Genomic DNA, 19,692 nt, shown 5'->3' on the forward strand with positions numbered 1-19,692 from the left:
CTGTAAAAAAGCCGCGCCGCGTGCGGCAACTACGTGAAAATCACTACAAGCGGCCCGCCAGGAGCGGTGCTGCATCGGGGGAATGATGGATTTTTGGAGTGCCTTGCAGGCAATCATCTTGGGCGTTGTCGAGGGCCTGACGGAGTTCTTGCCGATTTCAAGCACCGGGCACCAGATCATCGTCGCCGACCTGATTGGTTTTGGCGGTGAGCGGGCCATGGCGTTCAACATCATCATCCAGCTGGGCGCAATCCTTGCGGTGGTCTGGGAATTCCGGCGCAAGATCTTCGACGTGGTGCTGGGCCTGCCCACCCAGGCACCGGCGCGGCGCTTCACCGCCAACCTGCTGATCGCCTTCATGCCGGCGGTGGTGCTGGGGGTGCTGTTCGCCGACCTGATCCATGAGTACCTGTTCAACCCCATTACCGTGGCTGCGGCCCTGGTGGTCGGCGGGGTGATCATGCTCTGGGCCGAGCGTCGTCAGCACCGCATCGAGGTGGACCATGTCGACGACATGAGCTGGCACCACGCCCTGAAGATCGGTTTCGTCCAGTGTCTGGCGATGATCCCGGGCACTTCGCGTTCCGGTTCGACCATCATCGGCGGCCTGCTGTTCGGCCTGTCGCGCAAGGCGGCCACCGAGTTCTCGTTCTTCCTGGCCATGCCGACCATGGTCGGTGCGGCGGTGTACTCGGGCTACAAGTACCGCGAGCTGTTCCAGCCCGGCGACCTGCCGGTGTTCGCCCTGGGCTTCGTGGTGTCGTTCATCTTCGCCATGATCGCCGTGCGCGCGCTGCTCAGGTTCATCGCCAACCACAGCTATGCCGCGTTCGCCTGGTACCGCATCGTCTTTGGCCTGCTGATCCTGGCCACCTGGGAGTTCGGCTGGGTCGACTGGTCGACGGCGCACGGCTGATGGCGCGCCCGCAAACCGCTGCCCGTGGCGAGGCCCAGGGCGTCCGTAATCCACGCCTGAAGCTGCTGGTTCTGGCCGGGCTGTGCCTGTTGCCGGTACTGGGCGGCCTGCAGATGGGCTTGAGCGGGCAGTCGTGGCTGCCCTTGGCGCTGTACCCGCTGGTGAGCCTGGTGAGCCTGCTGCTGTACTGGCAGGACAAGCAGCAGGCGCGCAACCAGGCCTGGCGCACCCCGGAGAAAGTGCTGCACGCCAGCGAGCTGCTCGGTGGCTGGCCCGGGGCGCTGCTGGCCCAGCAGCTGTTTCGGCACAAGACCCGCAAACTGTCCTATCAGCTGGTGTTCTGGGGCATTGTCGCGCTGCACCAGGTGTTCTGGTTCGATCACCTGCTGCTGGGCGGTCGCGGGATGGGGCAGTTGCTGTAGCTAGCCATCGCGGGGCAAGCCCACGCAAAGAGCAGGCTTGCCCCGCGATGCAGAGTCAATCCAGCAACAACCCCACCTGCGTGCGCTTGGGCAAGCGCCGCACCACCAACTGGTGCGAGCGGCGCAGCAGGTCACACAGCTCGTCACGGCCTACGGGGTAGGGCGCAACCATGCTGACCCACTTCGCCCGTGCCAGATAAGGCGCCGGGCGAATCCCCGGCCGATCGCAGTAGCCCAGGAACAGGTCGTCGGCTACCTTGAACGACAAGCCGGCTCCCCCCAGGTCGGCGACGGCAAACATCTTGTTGCCGGCCACCGAAAACACCCGGATCCCGCCCCACTTGTAATCCTCGCGCGCGCCGGGCAACGCCAGGCAGAACTGCGCGATCTGTTCCTCGGTCATCCTTTTCTCAGACATAACGCTCTCCACAGGCTTCGAACGAAATCGCCAGGTGATCGATCCATGCCCGCACCGCCGGCAGCAGGCCGCGCCGGTGCGGATACACCGCCTGCAGGTAGCCGCCGGGCAGCGACCAGTCCGGCAGCAGGCGCACCAGTTCGCCACGTGCCAGCTCTTCCTCGCAGAACATGCTCGGCAGCGCGGTGAAGCCCAGGCCGGCACGCACGGCGGCGTTGCGCACGACGAAGTCATCGATGGCCAGGCGCGGCTCCAGGGCTACCTCTTCCTGGCGGCCGCCCGGCCCGTGCAGGCGCAGGTGCACCAGCCGGTCCGCCTCGGCGGCGCCCAGCACCGGCAGGCTGGCAAGCTCGGCGGGCTCGCGGATGTGGTCGGCAAAACCCGGTGCGGCCACCAGTTGCATCTGTGCCTGGCGCAGGCGCCGGGTGACCAGGGCCGGGTCTTCGTCACCCAGGTCGCGCACCCGCAGGGCCACGTCGATGCCTTCGGAAATCAGGTCGACCCGGCGGTTGAGCAGCACCATGTCCAGCTGTACCAGCGGGTACTGGGCCAGGAAGCGGCTGATTACATCGGGCAGGAAGGCATGGGCCAGGGCCACCGGGCAGGACACCCGCAGCCGCCCACGGGGTTCGCTGGACATGCTGGCCACCACTTCATCGGCCATCTCCGCCTCCAGCAGCATGGCCTGGCAATGGTGCAGGTAGCGTTCGCCCACGGCGGTCAGCTTCAATTGCCGCGTGGTGCGTTGCAGCAGGCGGGTGCCCAGACGTTCTTCCAGTTCGGCGATACGCCGTGACAGGCGCGACTTGGGGATGCCCAGCTGGCGGCCAGCGGCGGCGAAACCGCCGGCTTCGACCACCTGGGCGAAATAGAAGAGGTCGTTGAGGTCTTGCATGGAACCGTCTCATTGTTCTATCAGTGGGACAAACTAACGCATTTTTGCTGCCTTATCAGCCATTGGCTGGTTCGATAGGATTCTCCCCATCGTGATCGCCCACCGCCGCGGTCGTCATTTACAGGAGAGTCTCATGAAACTGTTGCACATCGATTCGAGCATTCTGGGCGACAATTCCGCCTCCCGTCAGCTGAGCCGCGAAGTGGTCGAAGCCTGGAAAGCCGCCGACCCGAGCATCGAAGTGGTCTACCGCGACCTGGCTGCCGACGCCATCAGCCACTTCTCCGCCGCTACCCTGGTAGCCGCCGGCACCCCGCAGGACCTGCGTGACGCCGCCCAGGCCCACGAAGCGCAACTGAGCGCCGAAACCCTGGAAGAATTCCTGGCCGCCGACGCGGTGGTGATCGGTGCACCGATGTACAACTTCAGCGTGCCGACCCAGCTCAAGGCCTGGATCGACCGCATCGCCGTGGCCGGCAAGACCTTCCGCTACACCGAAGCCGGCCCAGAAGGCCTGTGCGGCGACAAGAAGGTAGTCCTGGTGTCCACCGCCGGCGGCCTGCACCAGGGCCAGCCAACCGGCGTTGGCCATGAAGACTTCCTCAACGTCTTCCTTGGCTTCATCGGCATCACCGATGTCGAAACCGTCCGTGCCCACGGCCTGGCCTACGGCCCTGAGCACCGCGCCAAGGCCATCGACGCGGCTCAGGCGCAGATCGCCGGCGAGCTGTTCGCTGCCGCCTGATCACCTGATCCGCTGCAAAGCCGATCGTCGCCTCGAGCGCCGATCGGCTTTTTTCATTCAGTTTTCATGTAGCTGTGCTTGGCCGGGTTCTATGCTGGCGAAACACGTCCGCCCGGTCACGGGAGCGCCCCTGCATGACTCCGTTTCGTACCCTGTTGGCCATTGCCCTGTTCGGCGGCCTTCTGGCCCAGGCCAACGCGGCAACCTGGGTGGCCGGCCTGCACCGGCTCACCTTGGCCGACCCGGTGGACCACAGCCCCATGCAGGCGCTGGTGTTCTACCCCTCCAGCGGCGAGGCGCGGCCTGTGCGTATCGAGGGCTATCAGACCCGGGTTGCCCAGGACGCCCCCGTTGCAATGGGTCGCTTCCCTTTATTGGTGATCTCCCACGGCAATACCGGCAGCCCCATGGCCCTGCACGACCTGGCCAACGGCCTGGCACGCCAAGGTTTCGTGGTGGTGGCGGTGATCCACCCCGGCGACAACAGCCGCGACCGCAGTCGCCTCGGGACGCTCAGCAACCTCTATGGCCGGCCGCTGCAGGTCAGCGCCGCGATCACGGCCGCACGCGCCGATACGCTGGTCGGCCCTTATCTGAATGACGGCAAGGTCGGGGTGATCGGCTATTCGGCCGGCGGCGAGACGGCGCTGATCCTGTCTGGCGCGCAACCCGACCTTGATCGCCTGCGCCGTTATTGCCAGCAACGCCCCAACGACGCCGATGCCTGCAAGACCCATGGTGTGCTGATTGCCGACCACAGCGAACTGGGGCCACGGGCCGATGCGCGGGTGGGTGCGGTGATGCTGATGGCGCCCCTGAGCCTGATGTTCGGCCGCCACGCCTTGGCCGGGGTGCATGTGCCGGCGCTGATCTACAGCGGCGACTCGGACCAGTTGCTGGCCCTGGAGCACAACGCCGATGCCCTGGCGCGCAAGCTGCCGCAGACGCCGGACTACCGGTTGCTCGCCGGGGCCGGGCATTTCGTGTTCATGGCGCCGTGCGACGACGAGCAACACCAGCGCATGCCGGTATTGTGCAAGGACGCCGACGGCGTAGACCGCCGGCATATCCACCGTTCGCTGCGCAGCGAAACCACGGCCTTTTTCAGCCAGGCACTGGGCGCGCCCGAGCCTGCCGAGCGATCAGCCGCGCTGGGCGCGGCGGGCCAGCAGCAGCGTCAGGCCAACCCCTGACAAGGCGAGCAGGGCGGCGACGGCGAAGATCGAGGCGTAGCCCATCTGTATCGCCACCGCGCCCATCAGCGGGCCGGCAATGGCCAGCGCCAGGTCGAAGAACACCGCATAGGCACCCAGCCCGGCACCCCGGCTACTGCTGGGCACCTGCCTGATCGCCTCGACGCCCAGCGCCGGGTACACCAGCGACAGGCCGAAGCCGGTCAGCCCTGCGCCGACCATTGCCCACAGCGGTGAAGGTGCCTGCCACAGCAGTGTCAGGCCCAGCACCTCGGTGGCCATGCAGGCAATCGCCACGTTGTAGCCACCGAAGCGGTTGACCGCGTTGACGAACAGCAGCCGCGAAACGATGAAACACAGGCCGAACGCGCTCAGGCACAATGCAGCGCCTTTCCAGCCGCGCTCCAGGTAATAAAGGGTGACGAAGGTGGTTAGGGTGCCGTAGCCGATCGACGCCAGGGTCAAGCCCAGGCCGCAAGGCGCCACCCGGCCGAACGCCGACCAGAAGGGCAGGCGCTCGCCGCGCACTACCGTCACGTCCGGGCGTTTGCGCAGCGCCAGCAACGCGCCTATTGCCAGCACCAGCAGCGCCGGCCCCAGCACCCAGAAGCCCTGCATATCCACCAGCAGCACACCGACCGGCGCACCGATGGCGATGGCGCCGTAGGAGGCGATGCCGTTCCACGAGATCACTCGCGCGGTGTGCTCCGGCCCCACCTGGCCAATCCCCCAGCTCAAGGTCGCCACCCCGATCAAGCCTTGGGCGATGCCCAACAGCAGGCGCCCGCCGAGCAACAGCAGCAGGCTCAGCCAGGGCAGGGCGAGGGTCCAGGCCGAGAGCAGAGTGAGCACGCCGCAACCGGCGATGCCATACAAGCCGAAGCGAATCGCTCGCTTGCCGCCCAGGGTGTCGGCGACCCGCCCGGCAAAGGGCCGGCTCAGCAGCGTGGCGAGGTATTGCAGGCCGATAGTCAGGCCGGCGACCACTGCGCCGTAGCCGAGTTGGTCGTGGACATGGCTGGGCAGCACTGCGATCGGCAAGCCGATGCAGAGGAAGGCGATGAAGGTATAGAAAACGATGGCGAGGATTTGCAGGGTGATGCTTGAGGTGTTGCCGGGGGCGGGTTGTTGCACGGTCATGGGCACGTTCGCGGGTAGGCGGTTGGGCGTACCGGCATCATGGCCGTTGTGCGGGGGAAAAGAAAGCAGGCTAACGAATTATTCGTTGGGTGGTGCCATCCAGTTGGATTGCTGGTGGCTGCTTCGCGGGTAAACCCGCTCCCACAGGGTTTCGATTTACCTGTGGGAGCGGGTTTACCCGCGAAAGCGTCCTCCCAGGCGGTACAGACCGACCAGGAAGGCTCGATTACACCACCACGCCCTGACTACGCAGGTAATCGTCGTAGGTGCCGCTGAAGTCCACGGTACCTTCAGGCGTCAGCTCGATGATGCGGGTGGCCAGCGACGACACGAACTCACGGTCGTGGCTGACGAACAGCAGGGTGCCCGGGTAGTTTTCCAGCGCCAGGTTGAGCGCCTCGATCGATTCCATGTCCAGGTGGTTGGTCGGCTCGTCCATCACCAGCACGTTGGGCTTTTGCAGGATCAGCTTGCCGAACAGCATGCGGCCCTGTTCACCACCGGAAATCACCTTCACCGACTTGAGGATCTCGTCGTTGGAGAACAGCATGCGCCCGAGGGTGCCGCGGATCACCTGTTCACCGCTGGTCCACTGGCCCATCCAGTCGAACAGGCTCACGTCTTCTTCGAAGTCGTGGGCGTGGTCCTGGGCGTAGTAGCCCACTTCGGCGCTGTCGGTCCACTTAACCTCGCCCTTGTCCGGGGTCATTTCACCGACCAGGGTGCGCAGCAGGGTGGTCTTGCCGATGCCGTTGGGGCCGATGATCGCCACGCGCTCGCCGGCTTCGATGGTGAAGCTGAAGTCCTTGAACAGCACCTTGTCGTCGAAGGCCTTGGCCATTTTCTCGACGATCACCGCCTGGCGGTGCAGTTTTTTGTTCTGGTCGAAGCGAATGAACGGGCTGACCCGGCTCGACGGCTTGACCTCGGCCAGCTGGATCTTGTCGATCTGCTTGGCCCGCGAGGTGGCCTGCTTGGCTTTCGAGGCGTTGGCCGAGAAGCGGCTGACGAAGCTCTGAAGTTCGGCGATCTGGGCTTTCTTCTTGGCGTTGTCCGACAGCAGCTGCTCGCGCGACTGGGTGGCGGCGGTCATGTACTCGTCGTAGTTGCCCGGGAACAGGCGCAGCTCACCGTAGTCCAGGTCGGCCATGTGGGTGCAGACGCTGTTGAGGAAGTGACGGTCGTGGGAAATGATGATCATGGTGCTGTTACGCGCCGTGAGGATCGTTTCCAGCCAGCGGATGGTATTGATGTCCAGGTGGTTGGTCGGCTCGTCCAGCAGTAGCACGTCCGGGTCCGAGAACAGCGCCTGGGCCAGCAGCACGCGCAGCTTCCAGCCCGGTGCCACTTCGCTCATCGGGCCGAAGTGCTGTTCCAGCGGAATACCCAGGCCCAGCAGCAGTTCGCCAGCGCGGGATTCGGCGGTGTAGCCGTCCATCTCGGCGAATTCGGTTTCCAGCTCGGCGACGGCCATGCCGTCTTCTTCGGTCATTTCTGCCAGCGAGTAGATGCGATCGCGCTCGGCCTTGACCTTCCACAGCTGCTCGTGGCCCATGATCACGGTGTCGATCACGGTGAATTCTTCGTAGGCGAACTGGTCCTGGCGCAGTTTACCCAGGCGCGTGTTCGGCTCGAGCATCACCTGGCCGCCGGACGGATCCAGGTCACCGCCGAGGATCTTCATGAAGGTCGACTTGCCGCAGCCGTTGGCGCCGATCAGGCCGTAGCGGTTGCCGTTGTTGAATTTGACCGAGACGTTTTCGAACAGCGGCTTGGCGCCGAATTGCATGGTGATGTTAGCGGTAGAAATCAAGTGCTTGTCCTGCGGGGGTTCCAGAGGTGTATTTAGGCCCTCTCGTCAGTTTTGGGCCAATTCTGGGCCAATTCGACGCGGGGCGGCAGCTTCTCCAGCTCCCTCCAGTCCGAGGAGGAGCTGATCCATTTCGCGTAGGTAGAGAGCAACATCTCGACGCTATGGCCGAGCTGGTTCGCGATGAACGCTTTGGTTCATCCCAGCCATCAGGCACATGGTTACGTAGGTGTGGCGGGTGTCGTACTGCCGGCGTTCACGGATGTCCAGCGCCTTGGGCGCTGATTTGAAGTGGCGGATTGTAACACTTGGTTCGTTGATCCACAGCTGACTTTGAAGCTACCCGCCTCAAGTCGGCCTGGCATTGCGCCTGCCGTATGGCTTTGAGTGTTCGATCGTTCAGCAACGCCACCCGGTGATACGTTGTCTTCGTCCGGCCTGCAGGCTGGTGGTCAACGATGATGCGCTGGATTGTTGCTTTGCGCTGGGAGGCACAACGCTACTACGCCACGACCCAGGCTACCTACTGGCTTTCCGTCCAGGGTGGATGGGCGCATAGCCAACTGATAGGCTACTCGTTTTTCGATATCAAAATGCCATGAATACACGGATTGTTGCGGCGACGATCGCTGCGTTTAACCTTTTAGTAAGTCCATATGCAGCTGCTTGGTGGATGGAGGATGGTAGACCTCGGTATCTGGTATCCGAGATCAGATGGTGCGAAATCGTAGTAATGGATGCCGTCGACGTCATGGCGGCGAAGCAGTTCAAAGAGCCTCTTGCAGAGTACGACGGATCCCTCGGTGGATTAGGGGTTGGCTACAGATTTCGACTAGAAGAGAAGGCAAAGGAATACCCAGTTGGCGATACCCAAGACGAAAAAGCCAACATCCTTCGCAAGTTTGTAGAGGATTCAAGGGTTATGTGCTGGGGGGATCACAGGAAAATGGTTGCGCCCACCGAGCCTAAGCCAGGTCCATCCTTCCGTGGCTGAGCTTTTCACAAATAGCGCCGGGGTGGGGGGATGGCCGGATCCAGTTCCGGTATCAGCCCGTGCCTAATGGCATGAGCGGTGTACTGACTGACGGCAGGATTCATCAACACTGCACTTTTTCTAGATATTCTGGTTGTTTTTTTACTGGCTCGGCTGGCCAGTCGTTAAGATGGCCAGCCTGGGCCGGCTCCCGAAAAGCGATTGGCGAAGTGAGACCACCGAAAGAAATTGGGTATCAGGCGTTGGAATTGCGGTGTTTGCTTCCATCAGCATGTTGCTTTGGGGTCAGCTTTTTTGAAGATTGATCGGTCTGAAATGGATATTTCTGGTTAGGGAGAACGCTTATGGTTGCTGTCGGTATTGCGCTGCTTGCTGTTGGGCTGGGTACTTCGAACGCTGGCCTGTGGATACCGGGCGCCGCGCTCATGGCCGCCGGGGTCGTGAAGCGAGCAAGCAGCTGATTCCCGGGTTCAGTGACCTGGATCAACAACAGTGTCAAAGCCTCTGTCAAAGAAACTCCCAAGTTCTGGCTACAGCTTGAAAACGCCGCCCTAACCGCGTCAGCAATATCGTTGAATAGGTGAAGGCGCTGGCGGGCAGTGCCGTTCTGAGCTATTGCTTCGATCTCGGTCAATCCTCTCAAGGAGCATGAGATGAAGCGATTACTGCTGTTAGCTTTGCTGGTGGCGTCAGGCGCGGCTCAGGCTGGTATTCCACTGCTGAACGCAACATGCCCTGGTAAAATTGAAGTCCACGCGGACGAGGGCGGGCCGATCTACATCAATGGCAAAGAGGGCAAACTGAAAAAGTTCAACGAGAACTACTTCGAAGCCAAGGCCAGCGGAATAACCGTTTCGCTATCGATCAACCCGGACGGCTCTCCGAGCGTTGCCTATACCGGAAGGAACCGGGCCAATGGCATTTGCCAGGTGAAGGAGCAGGGTTCGTAAGGTCGCTGGCGGGCAGTGCAGGAGGGGCAGGAGATCGCTCCATTCTCACGGCCCTGAAAAGCCCGCGTTTCGCGGGCTGTTCTCAGGCAGCGTCAGTTTGATTTGGCTGTCTTGATGTCACTGATGATTTTTTGCGAAATCGCTTCGGCCTGTTTTTTCGTCATGGCCGACATCACGCCTTCCCAGGCGGACGAAGACGTGTCGTATGTGCGAGTGCCGATCAGTTTTTGCGATTTCAGGTACGAGTATTCAGCACTCGAGTTGATCCACGCATTGCCCACCATGACACCGGCCCCATAGCGAGCTCCGGGAGTCAGGTATCGGAAGTTCGTGACATTGATTTTGACGCAGACGGCATCGTTGTCATCGGTCAGGGCTGCCTTTTCAGCGGCAAGGTTGAAGCCTGCGCGACTAGCCTCGGCGCGTAGCGCTTCATTCCACTCCTGTTTGAGGCGCAGCCAATCGTCGTTCTGCTGAACCTTGGTGTTCCCTTCGAGAGTGACGACCAGATTCTTTTTGGCGGGTTCTTGAATGACGAGCGTTTCGGTTCCGCTGCTCTTGACGGAGGCCGCGCAGCCGGTGAGCAGTAGAACCGCAGATGTGCAGGCGAGAAGGACGGTGGATCTGAAGCCTTTCATAGAATTTCCGTATTCCTAAAAATGAATGCGGCCGAAGCCTATAGCGGCGGTTTGGGCGTTTCAAGCTCGATAATGGGGGGCGGTTGACTGCACGCCCCGCTGACGTCGATCAATGGCAACGGCAATGCCCGCCAGCACTATTGCCAGGGTGTAGGCCAGAAGGCCCAGGTTGACCCCCATGATCATTTTCTCGGAACCGTCGCTGAGCACCATCGACCCGCCGTAGCCGTCCCGCAGCCAATAGGCCAGCAGGAAGCCGCCCGTAACGAACAGGGTCAACAAGCTCGCCAGCCGCAGATCGTTCCTGCCCCAGACCAGCCACACGCTGAAGGCACCCAGCGCGGTATTGGTGAACAGCTGCCAGGTCTCGTGCAGCCGGGCGTGTGGCGCCCAGGCCTGGTTGAACACGTGGGTATCGTTGATTTCAAGAATCGGCACCACGACCGCATAGAAGACGATACCCACCGTCACCAAAAGCTTCGACAACATCGGCAACCTCCTTGTCAGTGAACTGGCCGCTGCCAGCGCCCCGCACTGTAGCGGCCAGTTGCCCGGGCATCCAGCTACGATCTGGCCAAAGTCTCGGTACGCGAGGGCATGACGCCGGTGTGCGGTGGTGTCCTCAGCTGAATCTCGGTGTCCAGGCTTGGCAACCATCGCGCACATGCGCCGACTGCGGCGGTAAAAGGGGCGGCTTCCAGTCCACTCGGCGGCAGGTGCACATGCAGTTGATGACGGCGCTGCTGGATGAGCTTGTTGATGCGCTTCATGGCGGCACACCTCGATTGGCGTGTTCAACGTCGGGTGAGAAGGCCCGAGCATCAGTAGGCGCCTGTTTGCGCTCGCTGTGGCCCAGGGCCGACCAGCGGATCCGGCCAGCGGCCGCGACATGCGCGCAACGCCTGGCCTCCATAGCGAACCGGCATAACGGGCCGGTGGCGCCGGGGCTAACCTTTGAAATCGTAAGCTGACTATTAAAAAGGGTGGTTGCTGTCCGTCACTGTCCAGGGTTTCCTGATGGGGTGATCGGAGGTTGTATGAAGCGCTCGATGAGACCCCTGGTGGCGCTGGCTGCCGGGCTGCTGCTGGCAGGTTGTGCCCATGACCCTGACCTGCGGGCAGGCCACGACAATACCTTTGGCTCCACCGCGAAAAGCCCGCCTGACTACCTGCGCTGCGTGAAATCCGAACTGCCCGACTCGGCGAAGACCTACACGGTGCAGAACCAGGACGCCCTCGAGCTATTCGTCGAGAGCACCGACCCAAGCAAGGCCGATGGCCTGGTCAAGGTCACAGGTTCCGGCGGGCAGCATCAATACTCCGCCTACCAGCGTGATGCCTGGTACGACCATGGGCGTTTGCTCGATGCCGCGCAGATGTGCGCGCGGACCTAGGGCCGGGCTCGCCCGGGGGCATGGCAAGAAAGCGGATGCGCACAAGCGGTGCGCTGGGTACAGTGCGAAGACCCTGACCTGACCGGAGCCTGCCATGCCCTGCGCCTTTACCCTGATGCATTCGCCCGTCGGCACGCTGACGCTGGTGGCCCGCGGTGCGTGTCTGGCGGCGGTACTGTGGGAAGAGGAGCGGGCCAACCGGGTACGCCTGGGCGAGCTGCAGCGCGATGACCAGCACCCGGTCTTGCGTGAAACGGCCCGCCAGCTCGGTGAATACTTCGCCGGTCAGCGCCGCACCTTCGACCTGGCGCTGGATTTTGCCGGCACCGAGTTCCAGCGCCAGGTGTGGGCGGCGTTGTTGAGCATCCCCTTCGGCGAGACCCGCAGCTACAGCGATATCGCCCGGCAGATCGGCAACCCCGACGCAGTGCGGGCGGTGGGGGCGGCCAACGGGCGTAATCCGATCTCGATCATCGCCCCGTGCCATCGGGTAATTGGCGCTTCGGGGAGCCTGACGGGCTTCGCCGGCGGCTTGCCGGCCAAGCAGTACCTGCTGGCACTGGAAGGGCGCCAGAGCCTGGCGCTGGATTTCCAGTAACCGCCGTCAACTCAGCCAGGCACACAGCAACGCCAGCAACAGGGCCAACAGGCTGCCGCTGAACAAGGCGTAGTGGCGGTGAGCGCGCCGGGCATGCTGCTCGACTTCACGCAGGTACTGGCCTGGCGGCGGTGCGTCCGGGCGATGACGCAGGTCTTCGGCGATGTTTGCCAGCCCGCCCTGGATCAGCAGCCCCACCAGGTAGTAGCTGGTGGCATAGCTGGCCAGCGTCAGCAACAGATACTTCATGCCGCGGGTACCTCGGGTGTGGCGCGGGTGTTCACGACGGCATCCATCCTTGGCATCGGTTCGGACGCGCAGGATACTATCGGGCAGATCGCCTTCGCCAGCAGGAAGGTGCCGATTCCAAGGACGGAATACCCAGATGACTTATACCGCGACCATTCCAGGCGACTCGTTGATCAGCGCCCACGCCGCTCAGGCCGGGTTCCGCCATTGCCGGGCGATCAGCCTGGCGCAACCGGCACAACCGGCCATGGTGTTGTTCCTGCGGCTGATGGCCGGCATGCCCGGCTGGATCGATGCATTGATGGTGCTGCGCAACCGCCTGGTGGCGCTGGTCGGCCTCAAGGACCTGGGCCGGCTCACGGCCATCGACCCCGCACGCCCGGCCAGCAACTATCAACCCGGCGAGCGCGTGGGCATCTTTACCTTGCTGGCCAATACCGAGGACGAAGTGCTGCTGGTCGACCGCGACCGCCACCTGGATGTGTACATTGCGCTGACCCGCCGCCCGGCAGCCGACGGCCAGTACCAGGTGCTGGTGAGCACCGTGGTGTGCACCCACAACCTGCTGGGCCGGTTGTACATGTTGCCGGTGGCGCCGTTTCACCGGCTAATTGCGCCGATCGCCCTGCGCCGCCTGCGCAACTGAGTCTCCGGCGTGCGGCGGCGGGGCAAAGCGCTGGCGGAACCAGTCGGTCAGCATGGCCTTCTCGGCATACAGCCGATCGCTGCTGCCTTGGCGCCCCGGGCGGCTCAGGTACATCTTGTCACTGAGGTGCTCGGCCGCCTGGCGCGCTGGCTGGCCGGGCTGGTTCAGGGTGTAGCTGAGGTCGATGCTCGGCCAGGTGATCTCGCGCATGAAGCGCACATCGTAGGCCTGGCTGTGCCAGGGCTCGTAACGCCCGGCCAGGTCGATGTCGCGGATGTCGATCACCAGTTGCTGGTCCGGTTGCAGGTAACGTTGGCCGAGCTTGCGCAAATGTTCGGTCAACGCCTTGATCACCTGCGGGTCGGCGCCACGCTCATAACCTTGGCCGTCGAGGCTGGCATCGCGGAAGTTTTCCGGGTGCTCGAAACGCACCTCGACCTGGGCGGTCGGGGTGCCCTGTGCCATGCTGTCAATTGCCAGCACCATCAGTACGGCACAGGCCAGGACGGTACGCATGATGCACCTCCGGGTGTGGATGGCTTGCCCGACCATTTTACGCCGGTGCCGAGGCCGTAGCAGAGGAACGATGCAATGAGCCGCTTCAGGCGGATAGCCGTCAACACCCGCGGGCGCGACCTGGCCGTGGGGGATATCCACGGGCACTTCCAGCGCTTGCAAGAGTGCCTGGATGGCGTCGGCTTCAACCCGGCGGTCGACCGCCTGTTCAGCGTCGGCGACCTGGTCGACCGCGGGCCGCACAGTGCCCAGGCACTCGACTGGCTGAGCCAGCCCTGGTTCCACGCGGTGCAGGGTAACCACGAAAGCCTGGCGATCAATTACCTGCGCGGTGGCCGGCTTGACCTGGACATGTACCGCGCGGCGGGGGGTGGTTGGTTTCTCGACTTGCCAGAAGATCAGCAACGGCCTTTTGTCGATGCGTTCCTCGAAATGCCTATCGCTCTGGAAGTGCAGACCCATGACGGACTGGTCGGCCTGCTGCACGCCGACAGCCCCTTCGCGCGATGGGAGGATCTGCGCGTGAGCCTGCTGGATGACGACGATCCGCGCATACGTGAAGTCTGCCAATGGTCACGGCGGCGCCTAAGGGAAGGCGACGAAGCCAGGGTCGAAGGGCTGCGTGCGCTGCTGGTCGGGCACACGCCGCTGCTCAAGGTCAAGGTGCTGGGCAATGTCTGGCACCTGGATACTGGCGGTTGGAGCAGTGGCTGCTTCAGCTTGCTGGACCTCGCCACGCTTGAGCTGGTCAGCCCCACGCCAGATGAGCCAGCACAGCGACAGCCAGGGCCATCAGCATCACCCCCGAGGCCCGTTCCAGCCAGGGCAGGGCTTGGGCAAAGCGGCGCAGTACCCGACGATTGCCAATAGCCAGCGCCACCAGCAGGTCCCAGGCCAGCACCGCAGTGAACATCCAGCCGGCGTACAGCCCTTTGAGCACGACGCTGTTGCTGCCGATCATGCTCGCCAGGCTGGCATAGAACAGCGCGTTCTTCGGATTGAGGATGCCTGAGGCGAAGCCCATGCCCAAACTGCCCAGCCAACCCCTGGCAGCCTGCCCGGTGGCCGTTGCGGCAGGTGTCAGGCTGCTGTGCCCGGCATGGCGCAAGAACAAGGCACCGATGTACAGCAGGTAGGCGCAACCGGCCAGTTGCAGGGCCACGAACATCGCACTGCCCGCGTGCAGCACCGCCACCCCGGCGAACGCTGCGCCGATGAATACGCCGTTGGCGAGGGCGATGCCCAGGCAGGCGCCACTGGCCACCCGCCAACCTGCGCTGGCCGAGGTGCGGGCCACCAGGAAAAAGTCCGGGCCAGGCGAGAGCAGGGCAAGAAAATGGGCGGTGGCGACGAGCAGGAACTGTTCCATCAAGCGGGTTTCCGAGGGGAAAACCGCAGTCTGTTCAGCTGCTGATCTGGCGTATTGAAGATTATTGCAAGCCGCCGCGGTAGGCCCCAGGCGTCACCCCGGCATGGGCCTTGAACACCCGCTGGAAGTGGCTCTGGTCGGCGAACCCCAGGCGATAGGCAACCTCCGCCAGCGCACAGCCCTGGCGCAGCAGCATCCGCGCCTGGTTGACCCGGGCATTGAGCAGGTAACTGTGCGGGGTCATCCCGGTGGCCGCGGCGAATGCGCGGATCAGTTGATAGCGACCCAGCCCGGCCTGCCGGGCCAGGCGGTCGAGGCTGAGTTCGGCCAACGCCTGCTCGTCGAGGCAGGCGACCAGCTCACCCAGCACTGAAGGGGCCAGCGCAGGCGCCGGTGGCAAGGTGGGCAGGGTGCTGAAGTCATGGTCGCCGATGAAGGCCACCAGCGCAGCTTCCTTCTCCAGTGGCGAAACCTTCGAGAACAGCAGCTCGTTCAACGCACAGAACTGCCGGTACAGCGTTGGCGAGCGGGTGATGCGCGCCGGCGCCACCGACTCACCCGCCGCCACACCGGACTCCAGGCGCAGGCAGCGCAGCCAGTCGGCGTCCAGGTGCAGCATCTGGTAGCTCCAGGCCTTGCCGGGTTCAGGGTTGCAGGCGTGCACCCGTTGTGCCGGCACCAGCACCAGAGTGCCGGGTGTCAGCGGCACCACGCCTTGGCCTGCGCCGGTGAAGTGGCTGTAGCCGACATCCACCGCGCCTATGGAGAAGCTTGGGTGGCTGTGCGCCTTGTAACAGGCGCGGCTATGGCAGGCGCGGCGGCTTTCGACGAAGGGCAGCGCCGGGTCATGCCAGATTTCACTGCGGGGCGAGGGCATGGCAGGCCGCCTGGTGGTCACGTGGAAGTCACTGTGTTGTGTTGCTTGCACTGGCCTCATCGCCGGCAAGCCGGCTCCCACAGGAGGACGCTGGTCTTGAGGCTGTACGATCCACTGTCTTGTTGTGGGAGCGGCCTTGTGCCGCGAAAGGGCCGCAGCGCGGCCCCATGATTTCAGCATGAAAGCAGAAAACTCTGGGGCTGCTCTGCAGCCCTTTCGCGGCACAAGGTGAACTGGTCAAGTAATTTTGGACACCGGTTAAGGTTTATGCCGCTGCCTTGAGCTTTTTCTCCATGGCTACTGGCGTTTCATAGCCGTTGTAGCTCAACCCAGCGCCGAAGCGCGGTAGGCCCAAGCCCAAGGGCTGCGCAGACCTCAGGAACTGACTGGCCGCCGTCCAGCACCATTTCGGCAGCTTGGACTTTGTATTCTCTTGAATAGGATTTACGCACTGATTTTGCCTCCAATTGGGCGCCATCATAGCGCCCGATGAAGGTGTCCAAAATCATTAGGCCAGCTCAAAGGCGCTCCCCCGAGGCAGCCTGTTGCAAAGTATTCCCATTTATCCGCGTGTGTAAAGGGCTGCAGCTTACCCGCAGCGATCGACGAGCTGGAATTCATTTAGGGGGGCATCGCACTGAAATCCGCCGCTGATGATGGAAACCTATCGAGTCACTATGCCACTATAGGCCTGTGTAAAGCAGTTCTACAAATTCGCCTCGATAAGGATTCGAACGTGAAGTCTACAACTGGATTTTTTGCTTACGCTTCTACCCCATCCGAAATAGGTCAGACGATCGAACACGCGATGCTTAATTTATCAAAGCAAGCCGCGAACACCGAAGTAAAAACCTGGAAAGCATTGGATATAGTGGGCCACTTCATCTCGGATGAGGTTATATCCGGGATTGATCAAGCAGATTTTTTAGTTGCAGACATTACAACCTTAAATTTTAACGTCACTTATGAGATCGGTTACGCCATTGGGAAATCAAAAAGGATTCTGCTTGTTAGGAATAAGAGCATCTCTTCTGAGGGGGCCAAGATCTCGGATGTGGGGATCTTCGATACAATAGGTTATAACGACTATCAGAACTCTACAGAGCTAGCGAGATTCGTTATCAGCGCTTCGACATCTAAGCCAATCGAAACCGCAAGCCCCCTTAACACCAAGGCACCGATCTACTTACTAGACACACCATTTAAAACTGACTGGTCGACTCGAATCATCTCGCGAATCAAAAAGGCTGGGTATATATTCCGAAATTTTGATCCAAATGAAATGCCTCGTTTATCTGCCTATGATGCGATTGCACAGGTTTCAACCTCTCACGGTGTTGTTGTTCCTCTCCTCTCCAAGACCTGGGTGGGTCACGAAATTCACAATCTGCGTGCTGCTTTCATTGCCGGTTTAGCGGATGGCATGGGTAAAGCTCTTTGCCTACTACAGCAAGGCGATGACCCTGTACCCTTGGATTATCGGGACTTTGTGCATGTTACTTATCATCCAGACGATGTAAATGCAGCGATAGAATTATTCGCAAGCGACGTCACGAAAGCTTTTCAGAGTCAGGACTCGAACGGATCGAAACAAGAGCGTTCATTTTTAAAAAAACTAAATCTCGGAGCCACTTCTGCCGAGAATGAGATGCGCGATCTCGAACGTTACTACTTGGAAACCGATCAGTTTTTGAAATCTCTGAGGGGTGAAGCTCATCTCGTGGTGGGTCGGAAAGGATCTGGTAAGTCCGCGATTTTTCTCCAGATACGTGATAGCGAGCGAGACAAGAATAGGAACAAAAACATCATTCTTGACCTCAAACCAGACGGATATAAGCTTATAAAGTTCAAAGAGCGCATCCTTGACTTCCTTGAAGAAGGAACTTATCAGCATACTGTAACTGCATTTTGGGAGTATGTTCTCCTTTTGGAAATATGCTACAAAGTACTGGAAAAAGACAAAACCAGGCATATTCACGACCATAGATTGTATGATGGTTATCGAGAGCTTTCAGAGCTGTACCATGCTGAAGCCTATGACTCTCAGGGAGATTTTTCAGAGCGCATGTCGGTCCTCATGGAGCGCATATACTCCGAATATCGATCAAAATTCGGAGATACAGAAAAGGTTAGCCTCAGCTCGTCTCAAGTCACAGAACTCATTTATAGCCATGATGTGAAACAACTCAAACAGAAGCTTGGAAGCTATCTTGAACACAAAGAGCTTCTTTGGCTTCTATTTGATAATCTCGATAACGGATGGCCAACTTCAGGGTTACAGCATGAAGACCTTCTTATCATTCGAGCACTCATCGAAGCGACGCGAAAAATAGAGCGTCAATTTGGCCGTTCGTCATTCAGGGTTAGGACTGTAGTATTTTTGAGAAATGACGTTTACGAGTTACTCGTAAAAGAAACGTCTGATAGAGGCAAGGAAGCCAGCGTCCTGCTAGACTGGACCGACGGGGATCTATTGAGGGAAGTAATTCGACTGCGAATTGTTTCAAATGGCTTAGACGAGGATACCGATTTCAGAAGCGCATGGCTGAAGGTTTTCGCCAGTCACTATAAAGGCGAAGAGTCTTCTCAGTTCCTGATTGACCGCTCACTCATGCGCCCTAGATTCCTGCTAAACCTAATCAATCACTGCAAAAGCTTCGCCATCAATCTAAATCACGAGATCATTGAGTCCGCCGACATTGAAAAAGGTATCGCCGCATATTCTTCCGATTTGCTACGGGATATTGGCTACGAATTGAGAGATATCTCAGATGATACACAAGATATTCTCTATGCGTTTATTGCTAGCCCGTCAGTACTGAGCGAAGATGAAGTTTTATCTACATTGTGCGAGTCTGGATTACCCGTCGATAAAGCACAAAATGCAATTGATCTGTTGCTATGGTATGGCTTTCTAGGGTTGCGAATCAGTCCAGATGAGCATAAATTCATTTACGACTTCAACTACAATAAGTCACTCATGGATGGCATAAAGCGCCGAACTAGAGATCAGGCCAAGCTAGTTATCAATCAGGCCTTCTGGCCAGCACTAATGATTGAGGAGTGACACATAAAACTGCCAGATAGTACGATGCGCCTATTGCTCCAGTTCAATATTGTTTAAGACTGGCGCCCAAGAGAAAGACCATCTCACACTTAGCTGAGATGGTTTTTCGCGGCCATCCTCAATACTGGGCGCCGGCCATGACCGCGGCGATCACGATGTTGTCGTGCTCGGCTTCGCTGCTGCGATCTACGATGAGAATGTCGCCCGAGAAGATGCCTGCGCCCTGCATGCTGTCGCCCTCGACCTACACCAGGTGTACGTGAGGTATGCGCAGATCGAACAGCTCGTCGAGTGAGATGTGGCGCTCCAGGTGATCCGCCGCTGGAGAAGGGAAGCCCGGCGGCACACGAAACGAATACACCGGCAGCAATGTTGGGCCGCCAGTCGGCGTGCCAAGGAAAGTGAGGGTCATGACGGGTCAATCCAATTTAACGGTTTATGTGAAGGGCTGTACGAAAGTACAATTTATACAGGAGTGGTCGATTGAAGATCAATGTTGGTAGGGTCCGAGATTATTTGATTGCTACACTGGAAAATGCTCAGGATCACGCAAATGAAAGTCCCGAGTTAATGCATCTGATTGCTCAGATGGGTGATATTTTTCACGATGAGATTTTTTCGCTTCCACTGTCACAGCAGTCAGCAGCAGATTTGCTTATAATTAATGCATACACGATGCTTTTGGCTGGTGTTAGAGCGGCCCTTTCTGGGCATGTCGTTTGCGTCTTTCCAATAGTCCGGGCGGCTCTGGAGTCTTCATGTTACGCTTATATCATAGTATTGCTCACTCAGCTCGTTGATCAGCGAGAACGATCTTTGGAGTCCCGAAGCAGGAGAGCACTGGCCTTTTTTAGG

The 19,692-nt window shown here is 60.4% G+C and carries 24 protein-coding genes and 3 pseudogenes; 12 read left to right on the top strand and 15 right to left on the bottom strand.

Annotated features, from left to right (window positions below; translation table 11 throughout):
• Window positions 1-85 precede the first annotated feature (85 nt).
• The gene (locus F6X61_RS13315) at window positions 86-916 is read left to right on the top strand and encodes an undecaprenyl-diphosphate phosphatase (protein ID WP_153787030.1); all 831 of its coding nucleotides are present in this window, start codon (window positions 86-88) and stop codon (window positions 914-916) included.
• Window positions 916-1,338 carry a DUF1294 domain-containing protein gene (locus F6X61_RS13320; protein WP_153787011.1) on the top strand — a complete coding sequence of 141 codons (423 nt, stop codon included), beginning with the start codon at window positions 916-918 and terminating at the stop codon, window positions 1,336-1,338. Before F6X61_RS13315 ends, F6X61_RS13320 begins: the two co-directional genes overlap by 1 nt.
• 55 nt (window positions 1,339-1,393) lie before the next feature.
• Here the strand turns inward: F6X61_RS13320 and F6X61_RS13325 are convergent, their stop codons facing one another.
• Both F6X61_RS13325 and F6X61_RS13330 read right to left on the bottom strand, forming a co-directional pair.
• Window positions 1,394-1,756: an MmcQ/YjbR family DNA-binding protein gene (locus tag F6X61_RS13325; protein ID WP_110994517.1), complete on the bottom strand. Its 363-nt coding sequence runs from the start codon at window positions 1,754-1,756 to the stop codon at window positions 1,394-1,396.
• Entirely contained in the window at window positions 1,749-2,651 is a 903-nt protein-coding gene (locus tag F6X61_RS13330) for a LysR substrate-binding domain-containing protein (RefSeq protein ID WP_153787012.1), read from the bottom strand. Before F6X61_RS13330 ends, F6X61_RS13325 begins: the two co-directional genes overlap by 8 nt.
• A gap of 133 nt (window positions 2,652-2,784) precedes the next feature.
• Between F6X61_RS13330 and F6X61_RS13335 the strand changes: the two genes are divergently transcribed.
• Together F6X61_RS13335 and F6X61_RS13340 are read left to right on the top strand one after the other, a co-directional pair.
• Complete coding sequence (locus F6X61_RS13335) at window positions 2,785-3,396, top strand: FMN-dependent NADH-azoreductase (protein ID WP_153787013.1); 612 nt, start codon at window positions 2,785-2,787, stop codon at window positions 3,394-3,396.
• A 134-nt stretch (window positions 3,397-3,530) separates the two neighbouring features.
• The gene (locus F6X61_RS13340; protein ID WP_153787014.1) at window positions 3,531-4,589 is read left to right on the top strand and encodes a dienelactone hydrolase family protein; all 1,059 of its coding nucleotides are present in this window, start codon (window positions 3,531-3,533) and stop codon (window positions 4,587-4,589) included.
• Here F6X61_RS13340 and F6X61_RS13345 read toward each other — a convergent pair.
• The 3 genes and pseudogenes from F6X61_RS13345 to F6X61_RS27405 form a co-directional block, all read right to left on the bottom strand.
• Window positions 4,539-5,729 carry an MFS transporter gene (locus tag F6X61_RS13345; protein WP_153787015.1) on the bottom strand — a complete coding sequence of 397 codons (1,191 nt, stop codon included), beginning with the start codon at window positions 5,727-5,729 and terminating at the stop codon, window positions 4,539-4,541. The two genes, F6X61_RS13340 and F6X61_RS13345, sit on opposite strands and share 51 nt — an antisense overlap.
• A gap of 226 nt (window positions 5,730-5,955) precedes the next feature.
• Window positions 5,956-7,542 carry an ABC-F family ATPase gene (locus tag F6X61_RS13350; RefSeq protein ID WP_153787016.1) on the bottom strand — a complete coding sequence of 529 codons (1,587 nt, stop codon included), beginning with the start codon at window positions 7,540-7,542 and terminating at the stop codon, window positions 5,956-5,958.
• Between the two features lie 32 nt (window positions 7,543-7,574).
• A pseudogene (locus tag F6X61_RS27405) lies at window positions 7,575-7,951 on the bottom strand (integrase).
• Between the two features lie 321 nt (window positions 7,952-8,272).
• Between F6X61_RS27405 and F6X61_RS13355 the strand changes: the two are divergent.
• The gene (locus tag F6X61_RS13355) at window positions 8,273-8,533 is read left to right on the top strand and encodes a hypothetical protein (RefSeq protein WP_153787017.1); all 261 of its coding nucleotides are present in this window, start codon (window positions 8,273-8,275) and stop codon (window positions 8,531-8,533) included.
• Between the two features lie 235 nt (window positions 8,534-8,768).
• Here F6X61_RS13355 and F6X61_RS13360 read toward each other — a convergent pair whose 3' ends face one another.
• Window positions 8,769-9,167: a hypothetical protein gene (locus F6X61_RS13360; protein ID WP_153787018.1), complete on the bottom strand. Its 399-nt coding sequence runs from the start codon at window positions 9,165-9,167 to the stop codon at window positions 8,769-8,771.
• A 19-nt stretch (window positions 9,168-9,186) separates the two neighbouring features.
• Here F6X61_RS13360 and F6X61_RS13365 point away from each other — a divergent pair, with 19 nt between their 5' ends.
• The gene (locus F6X61_RS13365) at window positions 9,187-9,483 is read left to right on the top strand and encodes a hypothetical protein (RefSeq protein ID WP_153787019.1); all 297 of its coding nucleotides are present in this window, start codon (window positions 9,187-9,189) and stop codon (window positions 9,481-9,483) included.
• Window positions 9,484-9,575: 92 nt separating this feature from the next.
• Here the strand turns inward: F6X61_RS13365 and F6X61_RS13370 are convergent, their stop codons facing one another.
• The 3 genes from F6X61_RS13370 to F6X61_RS13380 form a co-directional block, all read right to left on the bottom strand.
• Window positions 9,576-10,121: a DUF4410 domain-containing protein gene (locus tag F6X61_RS13370; protein WP_153787020.1), complete on the bottom strand. Its 546-nt coding sequence runs from the start codon at window positions 10,119-10,121 to the stop codon at window positions 9,576-9,578.
• 60 nt (window positions 10,122-10,181) lie between these two features.
• Window positions 10,182-10,610, bottom strand: coding sequence for a hypothetical protein (locus tag F6X61_RS13375; protein WP_153787021.1), 429 nt, complete (start codon window positions 10,608-10,610; stop codon window positions 10,182-10,184).
• Between the two features lie 74 nt (window positions 10,611-10,684).
• On the bottom strand, window positions 10,685-10,891 hold the full coding sequence (locus F6X61_RS13380; protein ID WP_153787022.1) for a hypothetical protein: 207 nt from the start codon (window positions 10,889-10,891) through the stop codon (window positions 10,685-10,687).
• Between the two features lie 279 nt (window positions 10,892-11,170).
• On the opposite strand from F6X61_RS13380, the gene F6X61_RS13385 reads away from it, so the two are divergent.
• Both F6X61_RS13385 and F6X61_RS13390 read left to right on the top strand, forming a co-directional pair.
• The gene (locus F6X61_RS13385) at window positions 11,171-11,515 is read left to right on the top strand and encodes a hypothetical protein (RefSeq protein WP_256671361.1); all 345 of its coding nucleotides are present in this window, start codon (window positions 11,171-11,173) and stop codon (window positions 11,513-11,515) included.
• A 94-nt stretch (window positions 11,516-11,609) separates the two neighbouring features.
• The gene (locus tag F6X61_RS13390; protein WP_153787024.1) at window positions 11,610-12,113 is read left to right on the top strand and encodes a methylated-DNA--[protein]-cysteine S-methyltransferase; all 504 of its coding nucleotides are present in this window, start codon (window positions 11,610-11,612) and stop codon (window positions 12,111-12,113) included.
• A gap of 6 nt (window positions 12,114-12,119) precedes the next feature.
• On the opposite strand, the gene F6X61_RS13395 is transcribed toward F6X61_RS13390, so the two are convergent.
• A complete protein-coding gene (locus F6X61_RS13395) occupies window positions 12,120-12,362 on the bottom strand; it encodes a hypothetical protein (protein ID WP_125464155.1) in 243 nt (80 codons plus the stop codon).
• A 136-nt stretch (window positions 12,363-12,498) separates the two neighbouring features.
• Between F6X61_RS13395 and F6X61_RS13400 the strand changes: the two genes are divergently transcribed.
• Window positions 12,499-13,008, top strand: a complete 510-nt coding sequence (locus F6X61_RS13400; RefSeq protein ID WP_153787025.1) for a DUF2867 domain-containing protein — start codon at window positions 12,499-12,501, stop codon at window positions 13,006-13,008.
• On the opposite strand, the gene F6X61_RS13405 is transcribed toward F6X61_RS13400, so the two are convergent.
• Window positions 12,970-13,524, bottom strand: a complete 555-nt coding sequence (locus F6X61_RS13405; protein WP_153787026.1) for a DUF3016 domain-containing protein — start codon at window positions 13,522-13,524, stop codon at window positions 12,970-12,972. The two genes, F6X61_RS13400 and F6X61_RS13405, sit on opposite strands and share 39 nt — an antisense overlap.
• A 75-nt stretch (window positions 13,525-13,599) precedes the next feature.
• Here F6X61_RS13405 and F6X61_RS13410 point away from each other — a divergent pair.
• Window positions 13,600-14,322 (top strand): annotated as a pseudogene (locus tag F6X61_RS13410) (metallophosphoesterase); the annotation flags it as partial.
• Here the strand turns inward: F6X61_RS13410 and F6X61_RS13415 are convergent.
• From F6X61_RS13415 to F6X61_RS27260, 3 genes are all read right to left on the bottom strand, one after another.
• The gene (locus F6X61_RS13415; protein WP_153787027.1) at window positions 14,273-14,893 is read right to left on the bottom strand and encodes a LysE family translocator; all 621 of its coding nucleotides are present in this window, start codon (window positions 14,891-14,893) and stop codon (window positions 14,273-14,275) included. The pseudogene F6X61_RS13410 and the gene F6X61_RS13415 overlap by 50 nt on opposite strands.
• Before the next feature lie 61 nt (window positions 14,894-14,954).
• A complete protein-coding gene (locus F6X61_RS13420; protein ID WP_153787028.1) occupies window positions 14,955-15,770 on the bottom strand; it encodes an AraC family transcriptional regulator in 816 nt (271 codons plus the stop codon).
• Between the two features lie 308 nt (window positions 15,771-16,078).
• Window positions 16,079-16,279: a transposase gene (locus F6X61_RS27260; RefSeq protein ID WP_256671362.1), complete on the bottom strand. Its 201-nt coding sequence runs from the start codon at window positions 16,277-16,279 to the stop codon at window positions 16,079-16,081.
• Window positions 16,280-16,506: 227 nt separating this feature from the next.
• Between F6X61_RS27260 and F6X61_RS13430 the strand changes: the two genes are divergently transcribed.
• Window positions 16,507-18,837 (top strand): P-loop ATPase, Sll1717 family, encoded by a 2,331-nt coding sequence (locus F6X61_RS13430; RefSeq protein ID WP_153787029.1) that lies wholly within the window; start codon window positions 16,507-16,509, stop codon window positions 18,835-18,837.
• A 139-nt stretch (window positions 18,838-18,976) separates the two neighbouring features.
• Here F6X61_RS13430 and F6X61_RS13435 read toward each other — a convergent pair.
• Window positions 18,977-19,249, bottom strand: a pseudogene (locus F6X61_RS13435) (LexA family protein); the annotation flags it as partial.
• Window positions 19,250-19,320: 71 nt separating this feature from the next.
• Between F6X61_RS13435 and F6X61_RS27130 the strand changes: the two are divergent.
• The coding region (locus tag F6X61_RS27130) for a hypothetical protein (protein ID WP_218575540.1) at window positions 19,321-19,692 on the top strand (372 nt) is incomplete at its 3' end.

It is taken from the genome of Pseudomonas sp. EMN2 (genome assembly GCF_009650555.1).
Lineage (GTDB): Bacteria > Pseudomonadota > Gammaproteobacteria > Pseudomonadales > Pseudomonadaceae > Aquipseudomonas > Aquipseudomonas sichuanensis.